Origin of the sequence: Streptomyces sp. NPDC048338 (assembly GCF_043201055.1) — a bacterium.
GTDB lineage: Bacteria > Actinomycetota > Actinomycetes > Streptomycetales > Streptomycetaceae > Streptomyces.
The window spans coordinates 228,658-254,866 of sequence record NZ_JBICYQ010000007.1; the positions used below are offsets into that span (position 1 = coordinate 228,658).

The window sequence follows — 26,209 nt, forward strand, 5'->3', positions numbered from 1 at the left end:
GCCGAGCCGCCGCAGAGAGATGCTGCTGCAGACGCGTGGAAGACGGCCGGGGTGGAGGTCGGCGCGACCTGCGACGGCCGTGTCGCACGCGCTGTATGACCGGACTGTCACAAGATCTGTTCTATGGAACATCACCGACTCGGTAGCCGTCTCGGGATGTGGCGGGGCCCCGGCCCCGGCGGAATGTATCGGCGAGCAAGGCTGGGCAGGGATGACGACGGTAGCGGTGACGGGTGGAGACGCGGAGACTCCGGAACCCGAGAAGGAGTCGGCAGCGGCGACGGCCGCGGACAGCGGTGGGGCGCCCGCATCGGACGACCGGACAGCAGAAGAGGCGCCGGCCCGCGAGAACGCCGAGGCACTGGAGCCGGAGGCGTCGGCCGAACCCGCCGGATCGCCCGAAGACGGCGACTCCGCCGAGCCGGAGGCCGCGGCCGAGACCGGCGATGCGTCGGCGGCCCCCGACGCGACGGAGGAGGACGACGCGGACGCACGCACCGCTGCGGACGAGCCGTCCGGACCGACCTCGCAGACCGAGGACGAGCGCGAGACACCGGACGGCACGGTCCCGGAGGCGCCCGCTGAAGACCCGTCCTCCGAAAGCCCTGCCGCGGAATCGGCTGCGGGTGCGTCGGAAGAGGCGGCAGATGATGCGCCGGACGCGAAGACGGAGGCCGCTGTCGCCGTTCCTGATCGGAGAGGGCCGGACGCGGCAGCGCCGGACGGCGAGCCTTCGGAGCCCGTCCCCGACGAGGAAGCCCCGGCGGCCGCGGCGGACGAAGGGACATCGACGTCCGGACCGGATGAGGAGCCCGGGACGACCGTCCTGGGCACGGGGCCCGCGACGACCGCACTGGACGAGCTGCCCCCGATCGACGGACGGGACGAAGAGCCCCGGACAGCCGAACCGGCCGAACCGGGCCCGGTCGGGCCGCGTCGGCCCACGCCCTCGTGGGCGCGGTCCGAGACCGACGCCCAGAGCACCCGCACGCTCGCCGCGCCGCAGGATCTCGACACCCCCACGGCGAACTTCGCCACTGCCGCCACTCCACCGGCCGCCTCCCGGGTCTCGGCCCAGCCCGTGGCTCCCGGGGCACCGGCATCGACCGAGTCCCCGGCTCCCGCCGGCGCGCCCGCCGCCCCCGCGGATCCCGCCGCGGCCCCGCTCGACCTCCTCGCCCAGCTGACCAACACCCCTCCCCCGGCCGAGACCCTTCGCCGCACCTCGGTGCGCCGCCTCAAGGTGTGGACGCCCCTCCTGCTGCTCCTCGCCGGGGCGGTCATCGGCGCGCAGATGCTGCGCCCGCTGCCCGAGCCACGACTCGTCGCGTCCGAACAGACGCACACCGTGGAGGGGCGCCTCGACATTCCGTGGCCGGCGAAGGGTCAGGGGGCCGTGCGCATCGCCGGCTCCGGGACCATCAGCACGTTCGGCGTTCAGAAGCCGGTCCCGACGGCCAGTGTTGCGAAGGTGATGACGGCGTACGTGGTGCTCAAGGACCACCCGCTGCGCAAGGGCGAGGCCGGTCCCACCATCACGATCGACTCCAAGGCCGTCGCCGAGGGCGCTTCCGCGAACGAGTCCCGCATCGAGGGACTCACCGAGGGCAGCACGTACAGCCAGCTGGACATGCTGAAGATGCTGATGATCCCGTCGGGCAACAATGCCGCCCGGCTGCTGGCGCGTTGGGACACCGGCAGCGACAGCGAAGCGGCCTTCGTGGAGAAGATGAACGCCGGCGCCCGCGAACTCGGCATGACCGACACCAGGTACACCGACCCCAGCGGCCTGGACGCGGGCACCGTGAGCACCGCCGTCGATCAGCTCAAGCTCGCCGAGGCGGTCATGAAGAACGATGTGTTCCGCTCCGTGGTCTCGCTGCCCGACGCCGAGATCAAGGATCTCTCCCAGCGGCTGATCAACAACAACACCCTTCTCAACGCGCACGAGTTGAGCATCCGAGGCATCAAGACGGGGTCCAGCACCCCGGCGGGCGGCGCGCTCATGTGGGCCGGTTACAAGTCCGTCGGCGACGAGACTCCACTGATCCTGGGAACGCTCATGGACCAGCACGCGGACGGACCCGACCCGAACGCGACCCGCAGCCTGGCCCTGGTGCTGGCCAACAGCCGGAAGGTCATCGAGTCGGTCCGCGGAGCGCTGACCGCCGAGCCGGTGGTCCGCAGAGGCCGGACGGTCGGACACGTCGACGACGGGCTCGGCGGACGCACCCCCCTGGTGGCGACGGCGGACCTCAACGTCGTGGCCACACCCGGCCAGCGTCTTCGACTCGTTCTCGGAGCCGCCGCGAAGGGCGGATCGGATGCGCCCATTCCGCACACGGCCACGGCCGGCACCCAGGTCGGCGTACTGACCGTGGGCGAGGGAGCCGGGGCCAGGAGCGTACCGGTCGCACTCGGCGAGAACCTGGCAGAGCCCTCGTTCGGCACCCGTCTGACCCGCCTCGGCTGACAGCGCCGGGCACCCTCGACACGGGGGGGGCCGGGCTCGGGCGGCATCGTCGTCCCCTCCGCCGGGCCCCCCGGAGGGGATCCGGAGGGGATCCGGCGGAGGGCACGGCGGCGCTCGAAGTCCTCACCCACTCCGGACAGAGCGGTCATTCGTCATGTTCCGCCACCTAAGGGATACAGTCGGCGGGTGGCCGAAACGAGGGAGCACTCTGAGGGAGCGGGCCCGTTCACGACGCGGGTCACCTGGGGTCCCGAGGGCGGCGGCATCGCCGTCTGGGAGTCGCGGCTCGCGCGGAAGCGCGCCCGCCTGACGGTTCACGCCGAGGGGGACACCGAGCCCCGGCCGAGGACGGCGGACAGTCTGTCCGTCGCCCGTGCGCGGCGGTTGAACACCATCGCCGCGGCCGCGTTCACGGTCGGCGGCGCGCTCTTCGCCCTGGGTGCCGGGCTGGCGCAGTTCGGCCCGGGCGACATCACCAGCGCGTGGATCTACTTCACCGGCGGGCTGTGTTTCAACACCGGCGGCTACGCGTCCCTGCTCCAGGCGATCAACACACCCCACCGGGACGGCCGGACGGGCCGGCTGGCCACGCGGCGCTGGCGCTGGTGGAGCTACGAACCCGCTCGGATCGACTGGCTCAGCACCTTCGTGCTGTTCGCCGGCACGCTCGTGTTCGGCATCAATCTGGTGGGCTCCCTGCTGCACGGGCTCTCGACGCAGCAGGTGAACCGGCTGATCTGGGCACCCGACATGGTCGGCTGCGCACTGTTCCTGATCTCCGGTCACCTCGCGCTGGTCGAGGTCTGCCATGGTCGGCCGCGGCTGCTCGTGCGGGACCTCGGCTGGTGGATCGTGGCGGTGAACCAGCTCGGTTCGGTCCTCTTCATGGTCTCGGCGATCACCGCCTTCGTCCGGCCCTCGACCGGTGCCCTGGTCAGCGTGGCCGTCACGAACTGGTGCACGCTCCTGGGCGCGGCGTGCTTCTCCGCGGGCGGAGTGCTGCAGTACTACGAACGGCCCTGACCGGTCACCCCAGGGCAGTCGCCACGGCCCCGGCGGATCTCTCGCCGACCACCCCACGACGCGCCGCATGGGACGACCGCCCTCGCGGATCGCGGCCTCGCACCTCACGGTTCACGGTCGCGCTCGCAGTCAAGGCGCTGTGGGCCACGATCATGAGGCTGGCCCTCCGCGACGACACCTGAGCAGTGCTGTCCAGCTGACCCTCGGCACCCCTTGACCGAGGGTCAGCCGTCACCGCCGACGACCGCCGCACACGGCAGGCTCCACCGCGCCGCCCCTCCCGATGCTCCCTGACCGGCGAGGACCAGGCAGTCAGTCAGGCAGGCAGTCACAGGGTGAGCAGGCGGACGAGCAGGGCCACCAACGTGCCCCCGGACAACACCGCCCCCACCACGGTGAACACCAGGTCGACCGCCGCGGTGTCCCAGCCCTGGATCGCGAAGCGGCGAGGGTCCTCCGGGTCGTACCGGACGGTGACCGTGGTGCCCACGCCGAAGCCACTCGCGATCCGACCGCGGCCGAACCGGGACGGGTGTTCGCACGTGTGGCCGTCCGGCGTCGTCCAGGCCGCGACCGGGTAGCGGAACGTGGCGCCTTCGTCGTCGCGCCTGACGTCATGGCGGACGATCCGTCCCCGCGCGGTGACCCCGGTCCGGCGCAGCGCTTCGGCCCGGCGGAGTCCGTACACCCCGAAGCAGAGGAAGACCACGCCGACGAACAGCGGGATCAGCGAGAAGAGCCAGTCACGTTCCATGTGTGGTGCGACGCATGCGTGGGGGTGTCGGTTGCGTCGTACGGGCCCGGTGTGACGTGGTCGCCCCCACTGGCCGGGAGCGTCCTGGCGAGGCGCATGGGGCGAGGAGCCCGTGTCCGACGTCGAGGCCCCGGAGGAACGCCGCCCTCGACTCGCGTTCTGTCTGCCGTCTGCCGGGCAGACGAGACGCACAGGGTGGTCGGCCGGAGGAGAGACGATGACACAGGATCCTTCATTGAGAGCTGTCGGGTGGGCGCGTTCGCTGCCGATCAGCAGCGGCGTGAAGACGGCACGGGACTGGACGCGGGAGCACCTCACGACACTCGGCTGGTCGCGGACGGCACCGGACCTGGTGGACTCGGTCGTGCTGACCGTGTCCGAGATGGTCACCAACGCGCACGTCCACGCCCACAGTGCCGCGCAACTCATCCTCACCTGGGACGAGGAATGCCTGCACGTGACCGTCCACGACTCGTCCATGGAAATGCCGGAGCAGCGAAACGCGGACGACAAGGCCCTCGGAGGCCGCGGGATGCTGCTGATCGATGCCCTTGCCGACGACTGGCAGGCCCGCCGCTGCCCTCGTGGCAAGGACGTCACCGCATGCTTCCAACCACCGGCTCCGCCCGCCTGCCCGGCGTGAGAGCCGTCCTGCTCGGAGAGCGCCGGCTGCCCCCGTCCCCTCCGCACACGCCCTGTCGCCAACCCGAGGACGAAGTCCGGGTGGGCAGCGAATGCGTCGGCGTGCCGCGTCACTCCACTCCCGGCGCCGGAGCGAAGGGGTCGCCGGAATCGTGTGGCCCCCAAGCATCGTCGGGGGCTTCCCCGCCCCTCCTGAGTGCGGCAACCTGATCCTGGGGGTGGAGCATGGGTGAGCGTCGGCAGTCACGGCAGGAGCTGAACCGAGCGCGCAGGCGTGACGGGTTCATCGGCCGCCATACGGAGCGCCAGTCCTTCCATGCGAACCTGTGCCTCAATGCCGGGGAGGCACACTATCTCTTCCATGTGCATGGAGTGGCTGGGGTGGGCAAGTCGTCGCTTGTGCGCCATTGGGAGGGGACCGCCCGAGGCGTCGGTGCGCTCACTGCGGTCGTCAATGAAGACGTCAACGACCCCGTCGAAGCGATGGAGGCCATCAGCGCCCAATTGGCGCGACAGGGCCGGGTACTGGGGAAGTTCGACGCTGCCACCGAGCGCTACCGCAAGCACCGTCACGAAGCCGACGCAGCCCTTGCCGGCCCGGCCGGGGCATCCGAGAACGGATCCGCGTCCGCGTCGAGTCGCACGGCCGCCCACTTGGGGATAGGCGCCCTGAGCTTGGCGCCCCTCATCGGTCCCGTCTCGGCGGGGCTGGACCCGGAGGCTCTGGCACGCGGCACGGACCGGCTGCGTGCCGCGATCAGCAGCCGTCTGCGCAATCACCAGGATGTCGAGCTCGTTCTGCACCCCCTGCGCGTCCTCACCCCTGTCTTCATGCGAGATCTGGCGGAGGCGGCCGAGGACCACTCCTGGATCGTGCTCTTCTTCGACACCTGGGAACGCACCGAACCCTTTCTGGATGCCTGGCTGCGCAGCTTGGTGTTGAGCGACAGCCACGGTGACCTTCCGGTGAACGTCATCGTGGTCATATCCGGTCAGGCCGCCCCCGTCGCACGCGAGTGGTCCGAGTACCGCGACGTGGTCGTCGACATCGAGTTGGAGGCCTTCACCGAGGCGGAAGCCCGTACGCTGCTCACGGCCCGCGGCGTCACGGACGAGGCTCTGGCGGCGTCGATCCTGCGCATGTCCGGACGTCTGCCCGTGCTGCTCGACACCCTCGCACGCGTCCGTCCGTCAAGCGCGAACGGCTTGGAGGACGCCTCGGAAACCGCAGTCGACCGCTTCCTCCACTGGGTGAGCGACCCGCATCGGCGAGCCGCCGTCCTGGCGTGCGCCCTGCCCCTCCACGTCAACGAGGACGTCTACCGCGCCGTCGCGCCGCAAGAAGTCGGGACCGAGTACGCGTGGCTGCACGGGCTCCCGTTCGTCTCCGGACAGGGCGGCCGCTGCCGCTATCACGACGTCGTACGCGCCAGCATGCTCCGTTTCCAGCGCACCCGGTCTCCGCACGATTGGTCCGAACGCCATACCCGCCTCGCCGAGGCCCATGCCCGATGGCGCTCTCGCCTCGAACGCACACTTGATCCCGGCCGCAGGTGGACGAACAGCGACTGGCGGGAACATCGTCTGAACGAGACCTACCACCGTCTGTGTGCCTCCCCGCACTTCCTCGGAAGCACACTCGAAGAGTTGGTCGAAGCATGCGCCGAAGGCCTGCCGGTGGTGCGGCAATGGGTGAACGTACTGTCTCGAGCCGGCGAGGACTGCGCCTCCGAGTCACTCACCGCTTGGGGCCGACGCCTCGAATCCGCCCTCGGTCGGGACCCCATCACCAGCACCCTCACCGCACTCATCACCACTGATTCGCTGGGGCCCACTGCACGGGCCCGCGCCCACCAGCTGCGGGGCCGGCAGTACATGCGTGCCGCCCGCCACGGGGCTGCTCTCTGCGACTTCGATGCAGCACGCACCCTGGACCCTGCGATCGCCGCGATCCACTCCGACCGAGGCACCGCGCTGACCTGGCTGAGACGTTTCGAAGAGGCTGTCGTCGACTTCGGCCGCGCCATCGAACTCCATCCCGACGACGCATGGGCCTTCACCCGACGCGGCGTGGCACACCGCCTGGACCGCCACTACGAAGAGGCTGTCGTCGACTTCGGCCGCGCCGCCGGACTCCAACCCGACGACGCATGGGCCTTTGCGCACCGAGGGCTGGCCCATCGGCTGGCCGGCCGCTACCACGAGGCGATCACCGACCTCGACCACGCCATCGCACTCAACCCCGACTACGCATGGGCCATCGCCAACAGAGGCGAAGTGCATCGCCTGGCCGGCCGCTACCACCAGGCCATCGCCGACCTCGACCACGCCATCGCACTCGACCCCGACGACGCATGGGGCGCCACCTACCGAGGCGATGTGCACCAGTTGTCAGGCCGCCACGATCTGATGTGGAACAGCAACCACGACACCGGCATCGATCCCGACTACCCGTGGGCCGTCGCCAACCGAGGAGTGGCGCATCGGCTGGCCGGCCATGACGACCGAGCCATCACCGACCTCGACCACGCCATCGAGCTCGACCCCGGATTCGGGTGGGCCATCGTGAACCGAGGTCATGTGCACCGAAGAACGGGCCGGCACGGCCAGGCACGCTCGGACTTCGAACGTGCCCTCACGATCGATCCGGACAAGGCGGAGTACCTCCTGAACAAGGCGATCCTCACCAGCACGACCGAAGGACTTCGTGCCGCCTCCGACAGTTGGCGTTCGCTGGCCGAGCGCCAGGGCGACCTCGGAGACGCGTACGACCTGCTCGCCGCCTTCCTGGCGTCGCTGATCACCGGAAGTCCGGGGCAATCACGCATCGCCTTCCAGCGGTTCATTCTCGAGGAGCCGAGCTCGGACGTCACGGATGACGCCGTCGGGTTCCTCGATGACCTCATACTCGGCACCTCGATGGAGCGAGACCGTGTTGCCGGCTACCACCGGGCGCTGTCGCACCGACGGAGCCAACTGCGGGAGTAGCGCGCCCGGGCGCAGGGGCGACGACGGACTGCTTCTCTCTGTTCGACTGCTTCTTCTGTTCGACGCTGGAAGATCGCGTGCGGCCGGGTCACGGTTCGGACATCTCGCGGCATCTCGCCTCCTGACAGGGATCACCGCCCTCGTCGCAGGACGGATCACGCCGAGCCGCTACGGACCGGGGTGTAGTGGACGACGGCGTTCTGGCACGGGCCCTGGGCGTACACGTTCAGCGCGTCGGCCTCGGCCTGGTCCGCGCTCAGGCCCCAGCGGAGCTTCGTACCGGTCCACTCGGCGACGTAGCGGCACGTCGCGTCCGGCGACGGCGGCATCCAGGCACGTGGGTCGCGGTCCGACCTCGACCGCTGCACGCGCGCCGTGACGGCGACCAGGCTCGCGGCCGCGCCCTGGTCGTTCGCGTACGCGTCCCTGCGTGACGCGGTCCAGGCGTACGCGCCGGAATCCCATGCCTCGGCCGGGGGAACCAGGTGGTCGACGGTGAGGGACTGGGGGTCGGTCACCTCCTGGCCGTCGTAGTAGGACAGCCATTCCCCCTCCCCGAGCTTGCACCCCGCGGCCACGGGCGGCGCCTCGGTCGCCTCGGCCAGCAGGACCTCCGCCCGGGTGTCGCAGCCGTCGGCAGGGTCCAGGCCGGTGTTCCAGTAGGTGAAGGCGTCGCGGGTGTATCCCGCGCGGGACTCCTCCGCGATCGTGAGCCGGTCCAGCGCGAGGGACAGTTTCATCACCTCCGCCGCGGGCTCGGGGGCCGGGGCCCCGAAGGCGGGGGAAGGCGCGGCGAGCGGGGGCAGGGCGAGAGCGAGTGCGACGAAGCCGTGAGCCATGTTCTTGATCATGGCCTCAGGCATATCGCGCCCTGCTCCACGTCGTGGAGCGCCCGGGCGGCCGGTCGGCCATCCGGAGGAGCGCGTTCACCGGAGAACCGTTCCAGCCCGGCGCTGCCCGGCGCCTGCTCTCAGGGCCGGGACCTGCCGGAACCGGAGGCGCTGAACCCGGCGGCACCGTGGAGCGAGGGTGGACGAGAGGTCCCGGGCTGCCGAGTTCCGCGGACCTCGGCAGTCCGGTCCTCCGTGCTCGCTCAGCCGGTGTGGAGGATCCGGAAGCGATCGGGTCGCCGGGGGTCGCGGTCGACGACCTGGACGGGTGGCCAGGCCCACTGCCAGACGTCGACGCCCGGCGGGCGGGAGAACCGGATCGGCCCGCGGGTGCCTTCGACGGCGAGGTGGGGCCAGGAGCCGGCGAGGCCGGACCGGTCCGTGCCGTGCGAGCGCAGCGCGGCGGCGAGGACGGTCACCGTGTCGTAGCCCTCGAAGGCGACGAAGGAGGGCGCTTCGGGCAGCTGCTCGCTCAGGGCCTTCTCGACGCGTGCGCCGAGTGGGCCGAGGCGCTCGGGCAGGTAGCGCAGGAAGGGGATCGCGGTGCCGTCGTCGCCGAGCAGGTCCGCCCATTCGGTGAACTCCGGCTGCCCGGCCGGAGCGCCGATCAGGAGGTCGGTGAGGCGTCGGTCGCCGCGGACGGCCCGGACGATCGGCACGGCCGGGTCCGGGTGGCCGACCAGGAGGAGGAGGGCCGTCGCACGCGCGTCGACGAGGGCGTCGCAGACGTCGGCGGCGGCGAGCGAGCCCATGTCCAGTTCGACGACGGCGCCGCCGTGCGGAGCGAGGTGGTCACGCAGAACGCGGGTGCCGGAGGCCCAGTAGACACTCGGCTGGGTTGCTACGGCGACGCGCGTGTGGCCCGCCCCGAGGAGGAAGTCCGCGTAGATCCGCCAGCCGTGGGACTGCGCCGGGGCGAGGCGCGCCACCCGTTCCGTCGGCCGGTCGGTGAGCGCGTCGAGCACCGCCGACGAGCAGAGAAACGGCAGGCCGAGGGCGTCGGCCCGGGCGGCAGCGGCGCGAGCCACGACGCTGTGGTACTCCCCCGCCAGGGCGACCACGCCGAGGTCCGCCAACTCCTCCACGGCCGCCGCTGCCTTCTCCGGGTCGGCCGCGGTGTCCCGGACCAGCAGCTCCAAGGGCCTTCCGCCGATCCCGCCGGCGTCGTTGGCGTCGCGAACGGCCAGTCGGAGTCCGGCGAGCACGTGCCTGCCCGCCTCGGCCCAGCCGGGCCGGGACAGCGGGACGAGAACGCCGATCAGGACGGAGGGCCCGTCCGCGTGCTCCCGGCCGGGCGTCGATGGTGGCGTGTTCATGCGTCGGCGTCTCCCTGTGGCGATGCGGTCGTGCCCGGATGGCGTGGTGGCAGGGCCTGGTCGTCCGCGCTCGTTCCGGCCGACCGTGGCGGGCGCGCAGCTGGACGATCACGGCGGACATTGCATCCACCGTCCTCGCGTCTCGGCAACCCCTTTACTCGTCCGCCGAACTGCCGTACCGCACAGGTCCTTTGACCGGCGACCGTTCTCCGGCGTCCGACGCGGCCCGGCCTCGCGACCGGAGAGGCCGGTGCCGCGGGTCCCCGCCCCGACCCGGCTCGTCCCCCGGGCCGTGCGCTCCGCTCGCGGCGGCTCGTGCCTACAGGGGCCGCAGCCGGGAACGCAGGAGGCAGAACTCGTTGCCTTCCGGGTCGGCCAGGACGTACCAGCTCTCGTCACCGGTCTGGCCCACGTCGGCCGGTTCGGCGCCGAGTGCGAGCAGCCGCTCCAGCTCGGCGTCCTGGTCCCGATCGGTGGCGTTGACGTCGATGTGGAGGGGAAGCTTCCCGACCCGTGGGGCGCTGCTGGGGCTCAGGACGAGGGTGGGCAGGCCGGTACCGTCGCCGGGCGGCCCGATCTCGATGCTCCCGTCGTCCTCTCTGTCCAGTTCGACGTAGCCGAGGACCTCGCTCCAGAACACGGCGAGCCGCTCGGGATCGGCGGCATCGATGACCAACTCGCTGATTCGGCATGCCATGCGGGCCAGTGTACGGAGGCGGCCGCGGGGCGGGCGAGGCGCTGGAGGCGGGCTGATCGCGCCGTGACGCGGGGGCGGACCGGCAGCCGCTCACGACGGCACCGCGACCGGCGGGGCAGCGCGCCCTCCCGCTGCGGTTCAGGGAGGGGCATCCCGCCCGGGGGCGCGATCGGCCTCTCCGCGGAGACCGCCGTCACACCGCCTCCGCCTGTCCGGGGTGTTCGCGTCCTGACAGAATGACGCCGCCCGAGCGATGGCGACCGAGGAATCCGGTGTGAATCCGGTGCGGTCCCGCCACTGTGACCGGGGAGCGACTTCCATGCGTGGTCACCGTCCGCGGGCGGGAAGGCCGGGAGGAGTGTCGATCCGGGAGCCAGGAGACTCACGTCGTCGCGATCTCGCCGACACCGGGGCGGATCTCCCCGGAGGAGAGTGGTGACTTCGCCATGCCCGCGACCCTCGACACGAGTCGTGCCCCTGCCCCCGCCGGCCTCACGGCCGCGCCCTCGGCCGGGGCTTCGCCCGCCTGTCTCCCCGCCCGCGGCGCCGTGGGCGCGGGCGGCGCGCCGCGGACCGGGGCGACCCGGGAGGCCGGGCGGGTCGGCGTCGACCGGGCGCCGCACGGGACCCGGCCCGACGCCGTGACGCGCGGCGGCATCCTCGCGGGAATCTCCCGGCCCGGCCGGCGGACCGCCGTCGTCACCGGCTTCCTCGACTGCCGCGCCTGCCGCGCCTGAGCGCCCGGCCGCCCCGCGGCGCGGGCCCGGGCGCGGATGACCCGGCCCCCGGCGCCCTTGCTTCCGGGCGGCCCGGCGCGCCTCCCGAGGCACGAGGGCGGCCCCCGCCCGGTGCGCGACGTCGACCGACCCCCACGACAGAAGGACGCGGTTCATGGACATCACCACAGAGGTCTACCCCGGCGAGGCGGCGCTCCGTCTCGTGGACGAGTTCGACCATCTGCGCCGGCTCGCCGCGCGCGGACGGGTGCCCGAGCAGGACGACCGGCACGCCAGGGAGTTGCGGGCCCGGATCGCCGAGCAGGCGCGGACGCCCGGCTTCCTGGCGGTGACGGCGCGGGCGGACAGCCTGCTGTGCGGGTTCGGCACGGCCACCCGCACCCCGGTGCCGTATGCCGGCGACCTGTTGCCGGGGGACCACCGCGCGCAGGAGTGGCTCGCCGGAGCCGTGCAGGTGTCCGACCTGGTGGTCGCCCCGGCGGCCCGGGGCCGCGGCGTCGCCACGCGGATCCTGGACACGCTGACGGTGCCGGCGCTCGACGACCGGGTCTGGGTGGCGCCCGACCACCGGGACGGCGCGGCGCTGGCCTTCTTCCGTCACCGGGGCTGGCGCCAGACCGTGTTCCCCGGTCCGGGCGCGGGCCCGTCGCGCGCGCTGTTCCTCGGGCCGCGTCACCCTTCGCTCGCCGGGAAGCCCGTGATGGGCTGCTGAGGTGCGCCGCCGCGCCGTCTCCGCGCGGCGGATCGGGCGACCAGCACGGGAGGCGGTTCGCGATCAAGAGCGTCCCGGAGAGGTCAAGGTCACAGCTGATCACCCTGCTGCTCCTTTGTGCACCTGGCCTAGCATCCGGACATGACTGTGCTGCCTGAGGACGGCCTCGTGCTGGCCGCCGACTTCCCCGCAGCGACCCATGCGCAGTGGCAGCGCCTCGTGGCGGGCGTACTGAGCAGGTCGGGCAAGGACGTCCCCGATACCGAAGCCGAGGAGGCGCTGTCCACGGCGCTGGAGGACGGCCTGCGGGCCCGTCCGCTCTACACCGCGGACAGCCCCGCCGCCGACGCCGGCCTGCCCGGTTTCGCCCCGTTCGTCCGAGGCGGGCGGGCCGAGGGCAACACCGCCGGCGGCTGGGACGTGCGCCAGCGCCACCGGACCGCCGATCCCGATGCCGTCCTCACGGACCTGGAGAACGGCGTCACGTCGCTGTGGCTGTCCGTGGGTCCGGCCGGCATTCCGGTGACGGAGCTGGACCGGGCTCTCCGGGGCGTCTACCTCGACCTGGCCCCTATGGTCCTGGACGCCGGTGCCGAGACGGCGGCCGCGGCGCAGGAACTGCTCGGGCTCTACACGAGCCGCGGTGTCGCCCCCGAGGCGGCGCGCGGCAACCTGGGCGCCGACCCGCTCGGCACGGAAGCCCGCACCGGCTCCGCCTACGACGGTGACGGGTTCGCCGCCACGGTCGCGCTCGCGCGGCTGAGCGCCGAGTCGTACCCGGGGCTGCGCGCCCTGACCGTCGACGCCCTGCCGTACCACGAGGCCGGCGGTTCGGCGGCGCAGGAGCTGGGCAGCTCGCTCGCCACCGGCGTCGCCTACCTGCGGGCCCTCACCAACGGCGGCCTCACGATCGAGCAGGCGCTGGGGCAGCTGGAGTTCCGCTACGCGGCCACCGGCGACCAGTTCCTCACCATCGCCAAGCTGCGGGCCGCGCGCCGGCTGTGGGCCCGTGTCGCGGAGGCGTGCGGATCGCCCGCGGCGGGCGCCCAGCTCCAGCACGCGGTGACCTCGCCGGTCATGATGTCCGCGCGCGACCCGTGGGTGAACATGCTGCGGACGACGGTCGCGACCCTCGCGGCCGGAGTCGGCGGCGCCGAGTCGGTGACCGTCCTCCCCTTCGACCACGCGCTGGGCCTGCCGGACGCCTTCGCGCGCCGCGTCGCCCGCAACACCTCGAGCATCCTCATCGATGAGTCCCACCTGGCGCGGGTGATCGACCCGGCCGGCGGCTCCTGGTACGTGGAAGCCCTGACCGACGAACTCGCCGAGGCCGCCTGGGACTTCTTCCAGGAGATCGAGCGGACGGGCGGCCAGGCGGCTGCCCTGCGCTCGGGCACGCTGAAGGAGCGGCTCGCCGCGAACTGGGCCGAGCGTTCCAGGGCGCTGGCCAAGCGCCGCGAACCGGTCACCGGCGTCAGCGAGTTCCCGCACCTGGCGGAGAAGCCGGTGGTGCGCGAGCCGGCGCCCGCCGAGCCGGACGGGGGCCTGCCCCGCGTCCGGCGCGACGAGGCCTACGAGGCGCTGCGCGCCCGCTCCGACGCCCACCTGGCGGCGACTGGCTCGCGGCCGCGCGTCCACCTGGTGGCCCTCGGCCCGGCCGCCGCGCACACGGCCCGGCTGACGTTCGCCGCCAACCTCTACCAGGCGGGTGGCATCGAGCCCGTCACCGACGGGTCCTTCGAGGAGAGCGGCGCCACGGAGGTCTGCCTCTGCTCCAGCGACGCCCTGTACGAGGAGCGGGCCGAGACCGAGGCGGCGGCCCTGCTCGCCGCCGGCGCCCGGCACGTGACCCTCGCCGGCCGGCCCGGCTCGTACGCCGGCGTCGACAGCTATGTCTTCGCGGGATGCGACGCGATCGCCGTCCTCTCCGCCACCCTCGACCGCATGGGAGTGTCCTGATGGGAATCCCCGACTTCACCGGGATCGACCTCGGATCCCCCTCTCCGGCCGGCAGTGCCGAGGAGTGGCGCGCCGCCGTCAAGCGGGCGTCCGGCGGGGACGACCTGCTCTGGGAGACGCCCGAGGGCATCGCGGTCAAGCCGCTGTACACCGGCCGTGACCTGGAGGACGTCGACTTCCTCGGTACGTACCCGGGCGTGGCGCCGTACCTGCGCGGCCCGTACCCGACGATGTACGTCAACCAGCCGTGGACCATCCGCCAGTACGCCGGCTTCTCGACCGCCGAGGAGTCCAACGCCTTCTACCGGCGTAATCTGGCCGCCGGCCAGAAGGGCCTGTCGGTCGCCTTCGACCTGCCGACGCACCGCGGCTACGACAGCGACCACCCGCGCGTGACCGGCGACGTCGGCATGGCCGGCGTGGCGATCGACTCGATCTACGACATGCGCCAGCTCTTCGACGGCATCCCGCTGGACAAGATGTCGGTGTCGATGACGATGAACGGCGCCGTGCTGCCCGTCCTCGCCCTCTACATCGTGGCGGCGGAGGAGCAGGGCGTCTCCCCCGACAAGCTCGCCGGGACCATCCAGAACGACATCCTCAAGGAGTTCATGGTCCGCAACACCTACATCTACCCGCCGAAGCCGTCGATGCGGATCATCTCCGACATCTTCGCCTTCACCTCGCAGCACATGCCGCGCTACAACTCCATCTCCATCTCGGGCTACCACATCCAGGAGGCGGGCGCGACGGCCGACCTGGAGCTGGCGTACACGCTCGCGGACGGGGTCGAGTACATCCGGGCCGGACGCGAAGCGGGCCTGGACGTGGACGCGTTCGCGCCGCGCCTGTCGTTCTTCTGGGCGATCGGCATGAACTTCTTCATGGAGGTCGCCAAGCTGCGTGCGGCCCGCCTGCTGTGGGCCAAGCTGGTCCGGGAGTTCGACCCGAAGAACTCCAAGTCGCTGTCGCTGCGCACCCATTCGCAGACCTCGGGCTGGTCGCTGACCGCGCAGGACGTCTTCAACAACGTCACGCGGACGTGTGTGGAGGCGATGGCGGCCACCCAGGGCCACACCCAGTCGCTGCACACCAACGCCCTCGACGAGGCCCTCGCGCTGCCGACGGACTTCTCGGCCCGCATCGCCCGCAACACGCAGCTCCTCATCCAGCAGGAGTCGGGCACCACCCGGGTCATCGACCCCTGGGGCGGCAGCGCCTACGTCGAGCGGCTGACCTACGACCTGGCGCGCCGGGCCTGGCAGCACATCCAGGAGGTCGAGGCGGCCGGCGGCATGGCGCAGGCCATCGACGCGGGCATCCCGAAGCTGCGCGTCGAGGAGGCCGCGGCCCGCACGCAGGCCCGGATCGACTCCGGCCGCCAGCCGGTCATCGGTGTGAACAAGTACCGCGTGGACGGCGACGAGCAGATCGACGTGCTGAAGGTCGACAACTCCTCCGTCCGCGCGCAGCAGATCGAGAAGCTGCGGCGGCTGCGGGCGGAGCGGGACGAGCGGGCCTGCCAGGACGCGCTGGAGGACCTCACCCGGGCGGCGGGCGGTGAGGGCAACCTTCTGGAGCTGGCCGTGCGGGCGGCCCGCGCGAAGGCCACCGTCGGTGAGATCTCGGACGCCCTGGAGAAGGTGTACGGGCGGCACGCGGGCCAGATCCGTACGATCTCCGGCGTGTACCGCAACGAAGCAGGCGAGTCCCCGTCCGTGGACTCCACCCGCGCGCTGGTGGACTCCTTCGAGGAGGCCGAGGGCCGGCGCCCCCGCATCCTGGTCGCGAAGATGGGCCAGGACGGCCACGACCGCGGCCAGAAGGTGATCGCGACCGCCTTCGCCGACCTGGGCTTCGACGTCGACGTCGGCCCGCTGTTCCAGACCCCGGCCGAGGTGGCCCGGCAGGCCGTCGAGGCGGACGTGCACATCGTGGGCGTCTCGTCGCTGGCGGCCGGTCACCTCACGCTCGTCCCCGCGCTGCGGGACGAGCTCGCCGCGGAGGGCCGGGAGGACATCATGATCGTGGTCGGCGGTGTCATCCCGCCCCAGGACGTGCCCACCCTCCTGGAGATGGGCGCCGCCGCGGTCTTCCCGCCCGGCACCGTCATCCCGGACGCGGCCGCGGACCTGGTGCGCCGGCTCGGCGCCGACCTGGGGCACGATCTCTGACCCCATGGCCATCGACATCGACATCTACGAGAAGGGTGTACGGGACGGGAAGCGCGCCCTCGTGGCGCGCGCCATCACCCTCGTCGAGTCCACCCGGCCCGACCACCGGGCCCTCGCCCAGGAGCTGTTGACCCGGCTGCTGCCGCACAGCGGCCGGGCGCGGCGGATCGGGATCAGCGGCGTGCCCGGGGTGGGCAAGTCGACCTTCATCGACGCCTTCGGCACCATGCTGACGGGCCTCGGGCACCGGGTGGCGGTGCTCGCCGTCGATCCGTCGTCCACCCGCACGGGCGGCTCGATCCTCGGCGACAAGACGCGGATGGAGCGCCTGGCGGTGGACCCGTCGGCCTTCGTCCGCCCCTCCCCCAGTGCCGGCACGCTCGGCGGGGTCGCCAAGGCGACCCGCGAGTCGATCGTGGTGATGGAGGCCGCCGGCTACGACGTGGTCCTGGTGGAGACGGTCGGCGTCGGCCAGTCGGAGACGGCCGTCGCCAACATGGTCGACTCCTTCCTGCTCCTGACCCTGGCCCGCACGGGCGACCAGCTCCAGGGCATCAAGAAGGGCGTCCTGGAACTCGCCGACGTCGTGGCGGTCAACAAGGCGGACGGCCCGCACGCGACCGACGCCCGCGCCGCCGCCCGTGAACTCGCCGGCGCGCTACGGCTGATGCACGGCCGCGAGGCGGTCTGGACACCGCCGGTCCTCAGCTGCAGCGCGCGCGAGTCGACCGGCCTCGACGAGGTGTGGGGGCGGCTGGAGAAGCACCGCACGCTCCTCGACGCGGCCGGCCGACTGGACGCCCGGCGCCGCGACCAGCAGGTCGACTGGGCCTGGACGATGGTCCGCGACGAACTGCTCGCGCGGCTGCACGCCGACCCGGCCGTACGGGCGCTCACCCCGGAGGTCGAACGGCAGGTCCGGGCCGGTGAGTTGACCGCGACCCGGGCGGCGGAGCGCATCCTGGGCGTACTCGGGGACGGAAAGGGCTGAGGCGTACGCGGGCCCTCCCGCCGGGGCGGCGGCGGCCGCGCGCCGCGGCCGGACCGGAGGCGGGGCGGACCCGGGCGGGGCAGACCCGGGCGGGGCGGACCCGGGCGGGGCGGGCGTGACCGCTCAGCGGGCAGCCGCGGGGCTGCCCGTGAACTTCGTGTTGCCGCGTCGTCGCGTCGGCGGGTCGTCGGCGATACTCACCGGACCGGCGAGGGGCGGGGAACGGGGAACGGGGAGCAGGGTGGACTGGACGGTGGGGGCGGGCCTGGCCGCCGGTCTACTGATCGCGCTGGTGACCGCTCCCGTCGGGGTGTCGGGCGCGGTGTTCCTGCTCCCGGTCCAGCTGAGCGTCCTCGGCGTGCCGAACCCGGCGATCACCCCGACGAACCTGCTGTTCAACGTGGTGGCCGGGCCCGGCGCGCTGTGGCGCTACCGCCGCGACGGGGCCCTGCGCAGCGGCCTGGCCCGGCGTCTGGTCGCCGGCACGCTGCCCGGCGTGGTCGCGGGCGCCGCCCTGCGCGTCTTCGTCCTCCCGGGCCCGGGGGTCTTCCGGGTGCTGATCGCCGTTCTGATGCTGCCGCTGGGTCTGTGGCTGTGCGTCCGCGCCCTGGCCCCGGGCCTCGGCCGGCCGGCCGAGGCGCGGGAACCCTCGCCCGGGGCGCTCACCGCGCTCGCCCTCTCCGTGGGGGTGATCGGCGGGATCTACGGCATCGGCGGCGGCTCCCTGCTCGGCCCGGTGCTCGCCGCCCGCGGCCTGCCGATGGTGCTGGTGGCGCCGGCGGCGCTGGTGACGACGTTCGCCACGTCGATCGTCGGCGCCGTCGCGTTCGCGCTGTTGTCGCTCGCGAGCACCGGCGACGTCGCGCCGGACTGGTGGCTGGGATCGGCGTGCGGGGTGGGCGGGCTCGTCGGCGGGTACCTCGGCGCCCGGCTCCAGCCGCGCCTGCCGGATCGGGCCCTGCGCCTCCTCCTCGGCACGCTCGCCACCGCGCTGGGCGCGCTCTACGCCGTGCAGGGTCTCGGCTGAGCGACGCCGCGCCTGCCGGCGCCCGGCGAATCCCCGTCCACCGGGCCGGTGTCCGCGTGCGCGGCCCGCACCTCGTCGGCGTACGGGAGGGGGACCGCGCGGAGTCCTGCCCGGCGGCCGCGGACCTCAGGCGGCCTGGGGCGAGGGGGCCGGGATCGGGGTGAGGGAGGCGTACTCCAGCGGCGCCGACGGGTCGACGGACACGTTCAGCGGCGCGGGCTCGGCCCCGGAGCGTACGAGGAGGTCGCCGACGGCGGCGATCATGGCCCCGTTGTCCGTGCAGAGCGTCATCGGCGGGACGCGGAGCTCGATCCCGTTCCTCGCGCATCGCTCTTCGGCCAGCGCGCGGACGCGCGAGTTCGCGGCCACACCGCCGACCACGATCAGCGTCCGTACGTCGTACGCCGCGCAGGCTCCGAGCGCCTTGCGGGTCAGCACGTCCGCGACGGCCTCCTGGAGCGCGGCCGCCCCGTCGGCGACGGACGGCTCCCCGCCGCGCAGCCGGTGCCCTTCGACCCACCGCGCGGCCGCCGTCTTGAGGCCGGAGAAGGAGAAGGCGTACGGGTCGTCGCCGGGGCGCGTGAGGGGGCGAGGGAAGACGACCGCGCGCGGGTCTCCCCCGCGTGCCGCCCGGTCGATGGCCGGCCCGCCGGGATAGGGCAGTCCGAGGATGCGGGCGACCTTGTCGAAGCACTCTCCGGCCGCGTCGTCGAGGGTGTCCCCGAGATGCACGATCGGCTCGCGGACCAGATCCCGGACGAGCAGGAGGGACGTGTGGCCGCCGGAGACGATCAGCACGACGCACGGGGTGGGCAGCGGCCCGTGTTCCAGGGTGTCGGCGGCGACGTGGCCGGCGAGGTGGTGGACCCCGTACAGGGGCACCCCGGCCGCGTAGGCGAGGGACTTGGCGCCGGCGAGTCCTACCTGAAGGGCTCCGGAGAGGCCGGGCCCGGTGGTGACGGCGACGGCGTCGATCCGACCGAGTCCCAGTCCGGCCTGATCGAGGGCCCGCCGGACGACGGGGTTGAACGACTGCAGGTGGGCGCGTGCGGCGATCTCGGGGACCACACCGCCGAACCGGGCGTGCTCGTCCATGCTCGACGCCACGACGTGCGCCAGCAGCTCGCCGTCGCGCACGATCCCCGCGCCGGTCTCGTCGCACGACGACTCGATCCCGAGTACCACCGGTCCACTCATGACGCACTCCTCTTGCCCATCTGCAACTGCAATATATGTGCAAGAAGAGCTACCAGGAGGTTCGCCCTCGCCTGTTCGCCTCATCGCCGGGGCCGCGGCTCGTGCTCGTGCTCGTGCCCGTGCCGGTGTGGTCGAGGATCGCGGCGACGATCGTCGGCCAGTCGGCGCGCTCGACGCCGTGGCCGGCGTCCTCCAGCACCAGCAGGCGCGCACCCGGGATCTCCTCGGCGAGTGCCTCGCCGTGCGCGAGGGGGAACATCGGATCGGCGGCGCCGTGGACGACGAGCGTGGGCACGGCGATCGAGGTGAGCGGGGCGCGGGGCAGCGGGCCGTCCGCGAGCGAGTCGTGGTTGCGCGCGGCGGCGGCGTCGTGGGCGCGCCCGATGTCGCGGCGGACGAGGTCGCGGGCGGCCGCCTCGTCGAACGGGCGCCGGCCGCCCGCGAGCATCCGCGCGTACGCGACCTGATGGCCGGTCACCGACTCGCGGTCCGCCCAGTCGACGTGCGCGGCCGAGACGAACCGCATGAACTCCCGCGTCGGCGCGGGAAGCTCCCGCCCGACGGGGACGGCGCAGGAGGTGCTGATCAGGGTGAGGGAGAGGACGCGACCGGGGTCGCCGAGGGCGAGCAGCTGCGCGCACGCACCACCGGCCGAGACACCCACCACGTGTGCGGCGGTGATCTCGTGGGCGTCGAGCACGCGGGCGGCGTCGGCGACCAGGTCGGCGCTGGTGTAGCCGGGGTGACCCGGCTCGTAGGTGACGGAACGGCCGGTGTCACGGTGGTCGTAGCGGATCACGAGGCGTCCGCCGTCGGCGAGCAGCCGGCAGAAGTCCTCCTCCCACCACAGCATCGAAGCACCCGCGCCCATGACGAGCAGGACGGGGGGATCCCGCGGGTCGCCGAACGTCTCCGTGCACAGGCCGATGCCGTCCACGTCGATCAGGCGCTCGGCCATCGCCGCCGCTCCTCTCCGCACGCTCCGGCTCTCGTCTCCGGCCCCAGTGTGACCGTGCCCGTACGTCGGGGCACCCGGAAGCCGAACCGTGCCCGCGTGTCGGGACACCCGCAGACCGGACCGGTCGCCGCACCCCGCGGGCGAGCGGATCACGGCCCGTCCGCCGCGCCCCGGCCGTCGGCCGCGCCGCCGCCGAGCAGCAGCTCCGCCAGCGCCGTACGCGTGTGGTGCACGGACCGGCCCGTGCGGGTGGTGGTGACGAGCCCGGCGGCACGCAGCGCCGAGGCGTGGGCGGAGGCCGTCGCGGCGCTGACGCCGATGCGTCGCGCGAGCCCCGTCGTCGTCCGGGCCACGTCGAGCGCCTGCAGGAGAGCGAGCCGGGTCCGGCCGAGGACTCCGGCGAGCGCCTCGTCCGGTGCGCCGGGCCCCGCCGGCAGGAGGGGCAGCCCCGGGGCGACCGGATAGGCGAGCGCCACCGGGCGGCCTGGGAGATCCTGGACGAGCGGGCCGCCCCGCCAGTGGAAGGTGGGTCGCAGGACCACCCCGCGTCCGGCGAGCCGGATCTCCCGGATGCCCGTCGTGTCCGGCCGCGGCCATTCCCACACTCCGCCGTGCAGCCGTGACCCCGAGGCCAGACGGGTCAGCGCGGCGCCCAGGCCCCCTTCCGCGACAGCGTGGGCATGGCGGGCGAACTCGTTCCGGTGCAGGTCCTGAACCTGTGGCCACACCGGCGCGAGGACCGTCTCGTGGGCCGCCCGCTGGGCCCGACCGAGTGTCCGCCAGGCGTCGGCGTCCCCGGCGTGCAGGGCACGGATCCACGGCGGAACGAGGCGTCGTCCCGCGTACACCTGCTCGATCCCGGCCCGTACGGACGCGGGGCCTGCCGCCCTGATCAGGGCGAACCCCTCGTCCGGCGTGTCGCCGAGGACGTCGAGGAACGCGGGCGCCACCCCTGCCGGCACCAGATCGGCGAGCGGCTCCACCGCCGCCGGCAGATGGCGCGCGATCCTGTTCCGCCAGCGCCCGAGCAGCGGTTCCTCGTGCGGGGCGACCAGCGTCATCAGGGCCGCGTGCAGCTCCGGCAACGGCGAAGGCCGCGCGGCGAACCGCACACGCGTGAAGTCGTCCCACGTGAAATGGATCCGGATCATGCACGTCCCCCCGCCCCGCGCCGGCCTTTCGGCCCAGGCCACAAGGCTAGCTCCGCCGTACGACCGGCTTCGAGGATGCCTCCCATGACCCCTTCCTTCACACCCGCACGCCGTTCCCTGACCAAGGGCGCCGTCGCCGGCGCGATCGGCCTGCTGTGCGGCGCCACCCCGGCCGGCGCCGCATCCCACGGCACACCGCCGCTGCTGCGCCTGCCGGCACCGAGCGGGCCCCACACGGTGGGAGCCAGGACGCTGTATCTCGTCGACTCCTCCCGCAACGACCCGTGGGAGCCCGGGGTCGGCGTACGCGAACTCATGGTCACGGTCCTGGAACCGGCCACCGCGGACCGCCGACTTCCGCGCGCACCGCAGCTGACACCCGCCGCCGCGGCGGAGTTCGCGACCTACGGGCCACTCATCCATCCGCCGCTGCCGCCGACGGGTGTCGACTGGGCGGCCACCCTCACCCATGCCCGCGTCGGCGCTCCGCACCTGTCATGCCGGCGGCCCACGCTGCTCTACAGTCCCGGCGGCGGCGACGCCCGCGCGATGGGCAGCGCCCTGGCCGTGGACCTCGCCTCGCACGGCTGGACGGTGCTCACCGTCGACCACCCCGGGGACGCGAGCGAGGTGGAGTTCCCCTGCGACCGGCCGGGCAGGGCCCGGGTCCGCCCGACCACGTTGTTCGGCCCGCCGGACGCGGCCACGTTCCGCACGATGCTCGACACCCGGGTCGCGGACCTCCGCTTCGTCCTCGACGAACTCCGCCTGGAACGCGTCGGGATGTACGGTCACTCCGCCGGCGGCACGGCGGTCGCCCAGGCCCTGCACGAGGACCGGCGCATCGCCGCGGCGGCGAACCTGGAGGGATACCTGGACCTGATGGACGGTGAACCGCTGCCGGTGGCCCGGTTCGGGACGGACCGGCCGTTGCTGCTGGCGGGCACCGACGGGTTCCGCGACGCCCGGCTCGACCGGTCCTGGGACACGCTGCTCCGCCACGGCGGCCCGGTCACCCGACGGCAGCTCGACGACGCCCAGCACTGGGTGTTCACCGACTACGCGGCCCTGGTCCCCCAGCTCCACCACGCCGGCCTGATGACCACCGCCGGTCGCACCGCCATGGTCGGCCGCGCCGCACCCCGCGACACCGTGCCGGCCGTACGCACCCTGCTGCGGTCGTTCTTCGCCGCCCACCTGCGCCGGTGAGCCGGCGCCGGGGACGGGGCCGGAGGCCGCACCTCGGGAAGGCGTCTCACGGGCCGGCCAGCCAGCGGCGGATCACCTGCAGGCACACCGCGGCGGCCACGACCAGCAGTCGCTGCTCGCGGTCGGCGTGCCTGTCCAGCTCCACGCGGTACTGCTGGAGACCGTCGAACGCGCGGGCGGTCGAGACCGTCAGCCGGCCGGTCTCACCGTCGTGTCGGTCCCTCACCGACCAGGTGCGGCCCATGAGGGCGTTCCGGGTGACGCGCAGGGTGCCGGTGCCGTCCTCGGTCCGGATCTCCAGCAGTCGCGTGTGGCTGTAGCGGTGTGGTGAGCGGACCTCGCCGATCGGCGCTCCGCCGGGGTCGCTGACCTGGAAGCGTGGCCGGGCGAGTCCCTTTCCCGAGACCAGGTCGACGGCCAGGACCGGGCGGTCGGCGAGGTCCCGAAGGACGTACCCGAAGCCGACGGGTTCGTGGAGATGCGCCAGGACCGTGCCGTCCGCGGCCAGCAGGTGCATCCGCGGCCCGTGCCGGGGGCGCAGGATCGGCCGGCGCGGCTCGGTGAGGATCACCGCGCCTCGGCCTTCGAGGACCGGGTCCCTCTCGTCGCCGCCCATGCCGCCCCCCTCGGGCATCGCCGCTGCCGGTACGAGCGAGTATGACGTCCGGCCGGCGAAGCGGGAACCGGCCGGGCGCCGCGGGGGCGGGCGTTGCCGGGATGCCTCGGGCCGAGAGCGCGCGGCGGAGTCCGGGCGGCCGCCCGGTCGTCCGCACGGCGACGCACCCAGCGGATGGCGAGTGGTCGCATGGGTGATCGGTTACCGCACTCCTCCTTCCTTGGTCGGCCCATCCAGCAGTTTCAGGGCGGCGTCGGCCAGTCTTCGTGCCGTGATCCGTGGTGCGTCGGCGGGCAGGATGAGATGGCTGATCGTCATGCGCACGATGACGTCCGCCGTCATCTCGAGAGTCTCCGTGCCCTGCTCGGGGTACCGCGTGCCCAGCCAGTCCTTCACCAGGCTCTGGCCCGCGTCGAAGATGGGGTCCGCTCGGGCGGTGAGATAGGGGAGCAGGCTGTCGGAGCCGTGGCGGGCGGCTGCTATGACGGCCCGTATGAGGGGTTGACTCTCAGCCTCCCTGAGCACGTACAGGATTGCGGCTTCGAGACAGGCACGGGAGTCGGGGAGGCCGGGGTGGAGTGTGTCGGCCACACCGGCGAGGAATTGCCGGGTCTCACGGACGACGAGTGCGCGGCCCAGACCGGCTCGGTTGCCGAACTCCTTGTAGACGGACGGGCGGGAGACCTGAGCACGTGCCGCGACGGCCGAGAGGCTGACCTGGTCCCAACCGGCTTCGCACGTCAGGTCGCGGGCGGCATCCAGGACGCGTATTCTCATCTGCTTGCGCCAGGCGATCCGTGGGGGGTCGGGTGCTGGTTCACCTGCGAGGTATTCCGTTCCGCGCCACTGTTCGATTGCCATGGCAGCCAGTCTGTCAGGGGGTTCGAGGCGCCGGAGCGGGAGTGGATCCGCGGCCTGACGGCGGATGAGCACGCGGTGGTGCCGACCCCTTGATACGGGGGAACGAGGTCGGCACCACGTCCGGGGGTCCGGACGGCCCGGACCGTCAGGAACGCCTGCGGCGGGCAGCGACGAGGAGGCCGCCGCCGATGGCCAGACCCACTGCCGCGACGCCGACGGGGAGCAGGGGATCGGAGCCGCCGGTCTGCGCGAGCGGACCGTCTCCACCGCCGGCCTCGAGGTCGGAGCCGCTGTCGCCGTCGGCTCCGTCCGGTCCTTCCCCGCTGCGCGAGGCGCCGGTTCCGCCGGGCTGCGCTCCCCCGGTCCGGGCGTCAGGCTGCCGACCGGTGGAGGTGGACTCGTCGGCGCCGGGTTCGGAATCCCCCTGCGTCTCGTGATCTGCGCCGGCGCCGGCCGCGAAACTGAAGGCGCCACGGTCGGGTGCGCCGCCGGCCCGGCGGAGGCCGGTGGGGACAGCGGCGAACGGAGTGCCCGAGCCGATGGCAGGAGAGCCGTCCCCGAGCCTGAAGTCGGCGTCCGCCGCAGTGCCGGCGTCGGCGAACTCGGGGTCGGCGACGATGTCGTTCGGGCCCCTGACCTCAGGCGGTTTGCCGCCGAAGTAGACGTTGTAGTCGTAGGTCACGTCGACATTGCGAGACGTGCTGTTCGTCGCCTGGCCGGGCCGGCCGTACGCGATGTTGTTGAGCAGGCGGACATCGGTGCTGTCATGGGCGTAGATGTTGGCGTAGCTCTTCATACGAGTGCTTCGGCCGTTCATGTACGCGGTGTTGTGGACGATGTCGACGTGCCCGCTCTTGTAGGCGTGGATTCCTGAGCCGCCGTTGTCGTAGGAGATGTTGTCGGCGACCAGGACGCGTCCACCGTAGGCGGGATGACCGGCGTCGCCTTTGAGGGTGTCGATGATGATGCCGTTGCCGTCGGAGTAGCAGCGGCACTTCTCCCATTTGATCTTGGTCTCGTTGTCGTGGACGCGGTTGCCGGTGATGCGGATCTTGTATGTCCTGGCGTCGGCGCCACCGACGTCACGCGGGGTGAGGACGGAGATGCCGCTGGTCGCGTAGACCGTGTACCAGGAGGTGGAGTACACGTGATTGCGGGAGATGGTCACATGGTCGGCGTCGATCGCCGATATGCCCCCGCCGGCGCAACCGTGCACCTCGTTGCCGGTCACCTCGATGTGGTGCGGCAGGGCGCCCGTGGACCTGTTGCGTTCCACCGAGATGCAGTTGGTGTTGTAGGTGGGGTCGCCCTTCCTGGATTCCCGTTCGGCCCGGGTCAGGTTCAGGGCGGCGTTGTTGCCCTTGATCTCCAGGTTCCTGATGGTGACGTAGGACGCGCCGTGGACGCTGATGCCGTTCCATGCCTTCACCGGGTGGATCACCGGGTGGTGGCCGGGATGTGCGGTGAAGGTGATGGGCGCGCCGGGGCGGCCCGAACGCTTGACCGTCACCACGTTCGAGCCTGCGGCGCGTTCGGAATAGGTGCCGTTCATGATCGAGACCGTGTCGCCGGGACCGGCGCTGTCCGCGGCCTTCTGAATGGTGCGGAAGGGCGCTCCGGCCGAGGTTCCCGGATTGCTGTCGTCGCCGCCGGGGCTCACGAAGTAGGTGCGGTCCGCGGCGTGGGCCGTGCCGGCCCCGAGGGCGACGACGCCGAGCGGGACTGATGACGCGACAAGTGCTGCGGTGACGGCGAGGGTGTGCGTGCGTTTCATTGTTGCGTGGTCTCCGAGGTTGTCCGGACGAAGCGGTCCACGTCCCCCGTCGGCCGAGCA

At 72.8% G+C, this 26,209-nt stretch carries 21 protein-coding genes and 1 riboswitch; of the genes, 11 read left to right on the forward strand and 10 right to left on the reverse strand.

Features of this window, described 5'->3' with window-relative positions:
• Nucleotides 1–211 precede the first annotated feature (211 nt).
• Nucleotides 212–2,473, forward strand: coding sequence for a serine hydrolase (locus ACGFZF_RS18440; RefSeq protein WP_393555300.1), 2,262 nt, complete (start codon nt 212–214; stop codon nt 2,471–2,473).
• A 186-nt stretch (nt 2,474–2,659) separates the two neighbouring features.
• Nucleotides 2,660–3,496 (forward strand): hypothetical protein, encoded by an 837-nt coding sequence (locus ACGFZF_RS18445; RefSeq protein WP_393555302.1) that lies wholly within the window; start codon nt 2,660–2,662, stop codon nt 3,494–3,496.
• Nucleotides 3,497–3,824: 328 nt separating this feature from the next.
• On the opposite strand, the gene ACGFZF_RS18450 is transcribed toward ACGFZF_RS18445, so the two are convergent.
• Nucleotides 3,825–4,250 carry a DUF3592 domain-containing protein gene (locus tag ACGFZF_RS18450; RefSeq protein WP_393555304.1) on the reverse strand — a complete coding sequence of 142 codons (426 nt, stop codon included), beginning with the start codon at nt 4,248–4,250 and terminating at the stop codon, nt 3,825–3,827.
• Nucleotides 4,251–4,467: 217 nt separating this feature from the next.
• On the opposite strand from ACGFZF_RS18450, the gene ACGFZF_RS18455 reads away from it, so the two are divergent.
• Nucleotides 4,468–4,893 (forward strand): ATP-binding protein, encoded by a 426-nt coding sequence (locus ACGFZF_RS18455; protein ID WP_393555306.1) that lies wholly within the window; start codon nt 4,468–4,470, stop codon nt 4,891–4,893.
• A 224-nt stretch (nt 4,894–5,117) separates the two neighbouring features.
• On the forward strand, nt 5,118–7,880 hold the full coding sequence (locus tag ACGFZF_RS18460; protein ID WP_393555308.1) for a tetratricopeptide repeat protein: 2,763 nt from the start codon (nt 5,118–5,120) through the stop codon (nt 7,878–7,880).
• Between the two features lie 155 nt (nt 7,881–8,035).
• On the opposite strand, the gene ACGFZF_RS18465 is transcribed toward ACGFZF_RS18460, so the two are convergent.
• From ACGFZF_RS18465 to ACGFZF_RS18475, 3 genes are all read right to left on the reverse strand, one after another.
• Complete coding sequence (locus ACGFZF_RS18465; protein WP_393555625.1) at nt 8,036–8,731, reverse strand: HNH endonuclease; 696 nt, start codon at nt 8,729–8,731, stop codon at nt 8,036–8,038.
• Between the two features lie 242 nt (nt 8,732–8,973).
• Nucleotides 8,974–10,086, reverse strand: a complete 1,113-nt coding sequence (locus ACGFZF_RS18470; RefSeq protein ID WP_393555310.1) for an ABC transporter substrate-binding protein — start codon at nt 10,084–10,086, stop codon at nt 8,974–8,976.
• A gap of 319 nt (nt 10,087–10,405) precedes the next feature.
• A complete protein-coding gene (locus ACGFZF_RS18475) occupies nt 10,406–10,783 on the reverse strand; it encodes a VOC family protein (RefSeq protein ID WP_393555311.1) in 378 nt (125 codons plus the stop codon).
• Nucleotides 10,784–11,005: 222 nt separating this feature from the next.
• A riboswitch (cobalamin riboswitch) is annotated at nt 11,006–11,188 on the forward strand.
• Between the two features lie 41 nt (nt 11,189–11,229).
• Between ACGFZF_RS18475 and ACGFZF_RS18480 the strand changes: the two genes are divergently transcribed.
• The 6 genes from ACGFZF_RS18480 (at nt 11,230) to ACGFZF_RS18505 (ending at nt 18,383) form a co-directional block, all read left to right on the forward strand.
• Nucleotides 11,230–11,520, forward strand: a complete 291-nt coding sequence (locus ACGFZF_RS18480; protein ID WP_393555313.1) for a hypothetical protein — start codon at nt 11,230–11,232, stop codon at nt 11,518–11,520.
• A gap of 154 nt (nt 11,521–11,674) precedes the next feature.
• Nucleotides 11,675–12,232, forward strand: a complete 558-nt coding sequence (locus ACGFZF_RS18485; protein ID WP_393555315.1) for a GNAT family N-acetyltransferase — start codon at nt 11,675–11,677, stop codon at nt 12,230–12,232.
• Between the two features lie 141 nt (nt 12,233–12,373).
• Nucleotides 12,374–14,191 (forward strand): methylmalonyl-CoA mutase family protein, encoded by a 1,818-nt coding sequence (locus tag ACGFZF_RS18490; protein ID WP_393555317.1) that lies wholly within the window; start codon nt 12,374–12,376, stop codon nt 14,189–14,191.
• Entirely contained in the window at nt 14,191–16,365 is a 2,175-nt protein-coding gene (gene scpA / locus ACGFZF_RS18495) for a methylmalonyl-CoA mutase (RefSeq protein ID WP_356609439.1), read from the forward strand. The genes ACGFZF_RS18490 and scpA overlap by 1 nt, the downstream gene beginning before the upstream one ends.
• Nucleotides 16,366–16,369: 4 nt before the next feature.
• Entirely contained in the window at nt 16,370–17,356 is a 987-nt protein-coding gene (meaB, locus tag ACGFZF_RS18500; protein ID WP_393555319.1) for a methylmalonyl Co-A mutase-associated GTPase MeaB, read from the forward strand.
• A 241-nt stretch (nt 17,357–17,597) separates the two neighbouring features.
• Nucleotides 17,598–18,383, forward strand: coding sequence for a sulfite exporter TauE/SafE family protein (locus tag ACGFZF_RS18505; RefSeq protein WP_393555321.1), 786 nt, complete (start codon nt 17,598–17,600; stop codon nt 18,381–18,383).
• A 126-nt stretch (nt 18,384–18,509) separates the two neighbouring features.
• Here ACGFZF_RS18505 and tsaD read toward each other — a convergent pair whose 3' ends face one another.
• The 3 genes from tsaD to ACGFZF_RS18520 all read right to left on the reverse strand — a co-directional run bounded on the left by tsaD (nt 18,510) and on the right by ACGFZF_RS18520 (nt 21,689).
• Complete coding sequence (gene tsaD, locus ACGFZF_RS18510; RefSeq protein ID WP_393555323.1) at nt 18,510–19,580, reverse strand: tRNA (adenosine(37)-N6)-threonylcarbamoyltransferase complex transferase subunit TsaD; 1,071 nt, start codon at nt 19,578–19,580, stop codon at nt 18,510–18,512.
• A 49-nt stretch (nt 19,581–19,629) separates the two neighbouring features.
• The gene (locus tag ACGFZF_RS18515) at nt 19,630–20,538 is read right to left on the reverse strand and encodes an alpha/beta fold hydrolase (protein ID WP_393555325.1); all 909 of its coding nucleotides are present in this window, start codon (nt 20,536–20,538) and stop codon (nt 19,630–19,632) included.
• 149 nt (nt 20,539–20,687) lie between these two features.
• Complete coding sequence (locus ACGFZF_RS18520; RefSeq protein WP_393555327.1) at nt 20,688–21,689, reverse strand: helix-turn-helix domain-containing protein; 1,002 nt, start codon at nt 21,687–21,689, stop codon at nt 20,688–20,690.
• Between the two features lie 84 nt (nt 21,690–21,773).
• On the opposite strand from ACGFZF_RS18520, the gene ACGFZF_RS18525 reads away from it, so the two are divergent.
• Entirely contained in the window at nt 21,774–22,898 is a 1,125-nt protein-coding gene (locus ACGFZF_RS18525; protein WP_393555329.1) for an alpha/beta fold hydrolase, read from the forward strand.
• Nucleotides 22,899–22,944: 46 nt separating this feature from the next.
• Here ACGFZF_RS18525 and ACGFZF_RS18530 read toward each other — a convergent pair whose 3' ends face one another.
• The 3 genes from ACGFZF_RS18530 to ACGFZF_RS18540 form a co-directional block, all read right to left on the reverse strand.
• Nucleotides 22,945–23,514 carry a hypothetical protein gene (locus tag ACGFZF_RS18530; RefSeq protein ID WP_393555331.1) on the reverse strand — a complete coding sequence of 190 codons (570 nt, stop codon included), beginning with the start codon at nt 23,512–23,514 and terminating at the stop codon, nt 22,945–22,947.
• 201 nt (nt 23,515–23,715) lie between these two features.
• Nucleotides 23,716–24,375 carry a TetR family transcriptional regulator gene (locus ACGFZF_RS18535; protein ID WP_393555333.1) on the reverse strand — a complete coding sequence of 220 codons (660 nt, stop codon included), beginning with the start codon at nt 24,373–24,375 and terminating at the stop codon, nt 23,716–23,718.
• A 145-nt stretch (nt 24,376–24,520) separates the two neighbouring features.
• Nucleotides 24,521–26,149: a right-handed parallel beta-helix repeat-containing protein gene (locus ACGFZF_RS18540; protein WP_393555335.1), complete on the reverse strand. Its 1,629-nt coding sequence runs from the start codon at nt 26,147–26,149 to the stop codon at nt 24,521–24,523.
• Nucleotides 26,150–26,209: the final 60 nt, after the last annotated feature.

Bases quoted from the DNA above. Each gene is read 5' to 3' on its own strand.
- tsaD (WP_393555323.1), bottom strand. From the start codon at position 19,580: ATGAGTGGACCGGTGGTACTCGGGATCGAGTCGTCGTGCGACGAGACC.
- meaB (WP_393555319.1), top strand. From the start codon at position 16,370: ATGGCCATCGACATCGACATCTACGAGAAGGGTGTACGGGACGGGAAG.
- ACGFZF_RS18515 (WP_393555325.1), bottom strand. From the start codon at position 20,538: ATGGCCGAGCGCCTGATCGACGTGGACGGCATCGGCCTGTGCACGGAG.
- ACGFZF_RS18485 (WP_393555315.1), top strand. From the start codon at position 11,675: ATGGACATCACCACAGAGGTCTACCCCGGCGAGGCGGCGCTCCGTCTC.
- ACGFZF_RS18460 (WP_393555308.1), top strand. From the start codon at position 5,118: ATGGGTGAGCGTCGGCAGTCACGGCAGGAGCTGAACCGAGCGCGCAGG.
- ACGFZF_RS18475 (WP_393555311.1), bottom strand. From the start codon at position 10,783: ATGGCATGCCGAATCAGCGAGTTGGTCATCGATGCCGCCGATCCCGAG.
- ACGFZF_RS18530 (WP_393555331.1), bottom strand. From the start codon at position 23,514: ATGGGCGGCGACGAGAGGGACCCGGTCCTCGAAGGCCGAGGCGCGGTG.
- ACGFZF_RS18440 (WP_393555300.1), top strand. From the start codon at position 212: ATGACGACGGTAGCGGTGACGGGTGGAGACGCGGAGACTCCGGAACCC.
- scpA (WP_356609439.1), top strand. From the start codon at position 14,191: ATGGGAATCCCCGACTTCACCGGGATCGACCTCGGATCCCCCTCTCCG.
- ACGFZF_RS18455 (WP_393555306.1), top strand. From the start codon at position 4,468: ATGACACAGGATCCTTCATTGAGAGCTGTCGGGTGGGCGCGTTCGCTG.
- ACGFZF_RS18470 (WP_393555310.1), bottom strand. From the start codon at position 10,086: ATGAACACGCCACCATCGACGCCCGGCCGGGAGCACGCGGACGGGCCC.
- ACGFZF_RS18520 (WP_393555327.1), bottom strand. From the start codon at position 21,689: ATGATCCGGATCCATTTCACGTGGGACGACTTCACGCGTGTGCGGTTC.
- ACGFZF_RS18450 (WP_393555304.1), bottom strand. From the start codon at position 4,250: ATGGAACGTGACTGGCTCTTCTCGCTGATCCCGCTGTTCGTCGGCGTG.
- ACGFZF_RS18465 (WP_393555625.1), bottom strand. From the start codon at position 8,731: ATGATCAAGAACATGGCTCACGGCTTCGTCGCACTCGCTCTCGCCCTG.
- ACGFZF_RS18480 (WP_393555313.1), top strand. From the start codon at position 11,230: ATGCCCGCGACCCTCGACACGAGTCGTGCCCCTGCCCCCGCCGGCCTC.
- ACGFZF_RS18535 (WP_393555333.1), bottom strand. From the start codon at position 24,375: ATGGCAATCGAACAGTGGCGCGGAACGGAATACCTCGCAGGTGAACCA.
- ACGFZF_RS18490 (WP_393555317.1), top strand. From the start codon at position 12,374: ATGACTGTGCTGCCTGAGGACGGCCTCGTGCTGGCCGCCGACTTCCCC.
- ACGFZF_RS18525 (WP_393555329.1), top strand. From the start codon at position 21,774: ATGACCCCTTCCTTCACACCCGCACGCCGTTCCCTGACCAAGGGCGCC.
- ACGFZF_RS18540 (WP_393555335.1), bottom strand. From the start codon at position 26,149: ATGAAACGCACGCACACCCTCGCCGTCACCGCAGCACTTGTCGCGTCA.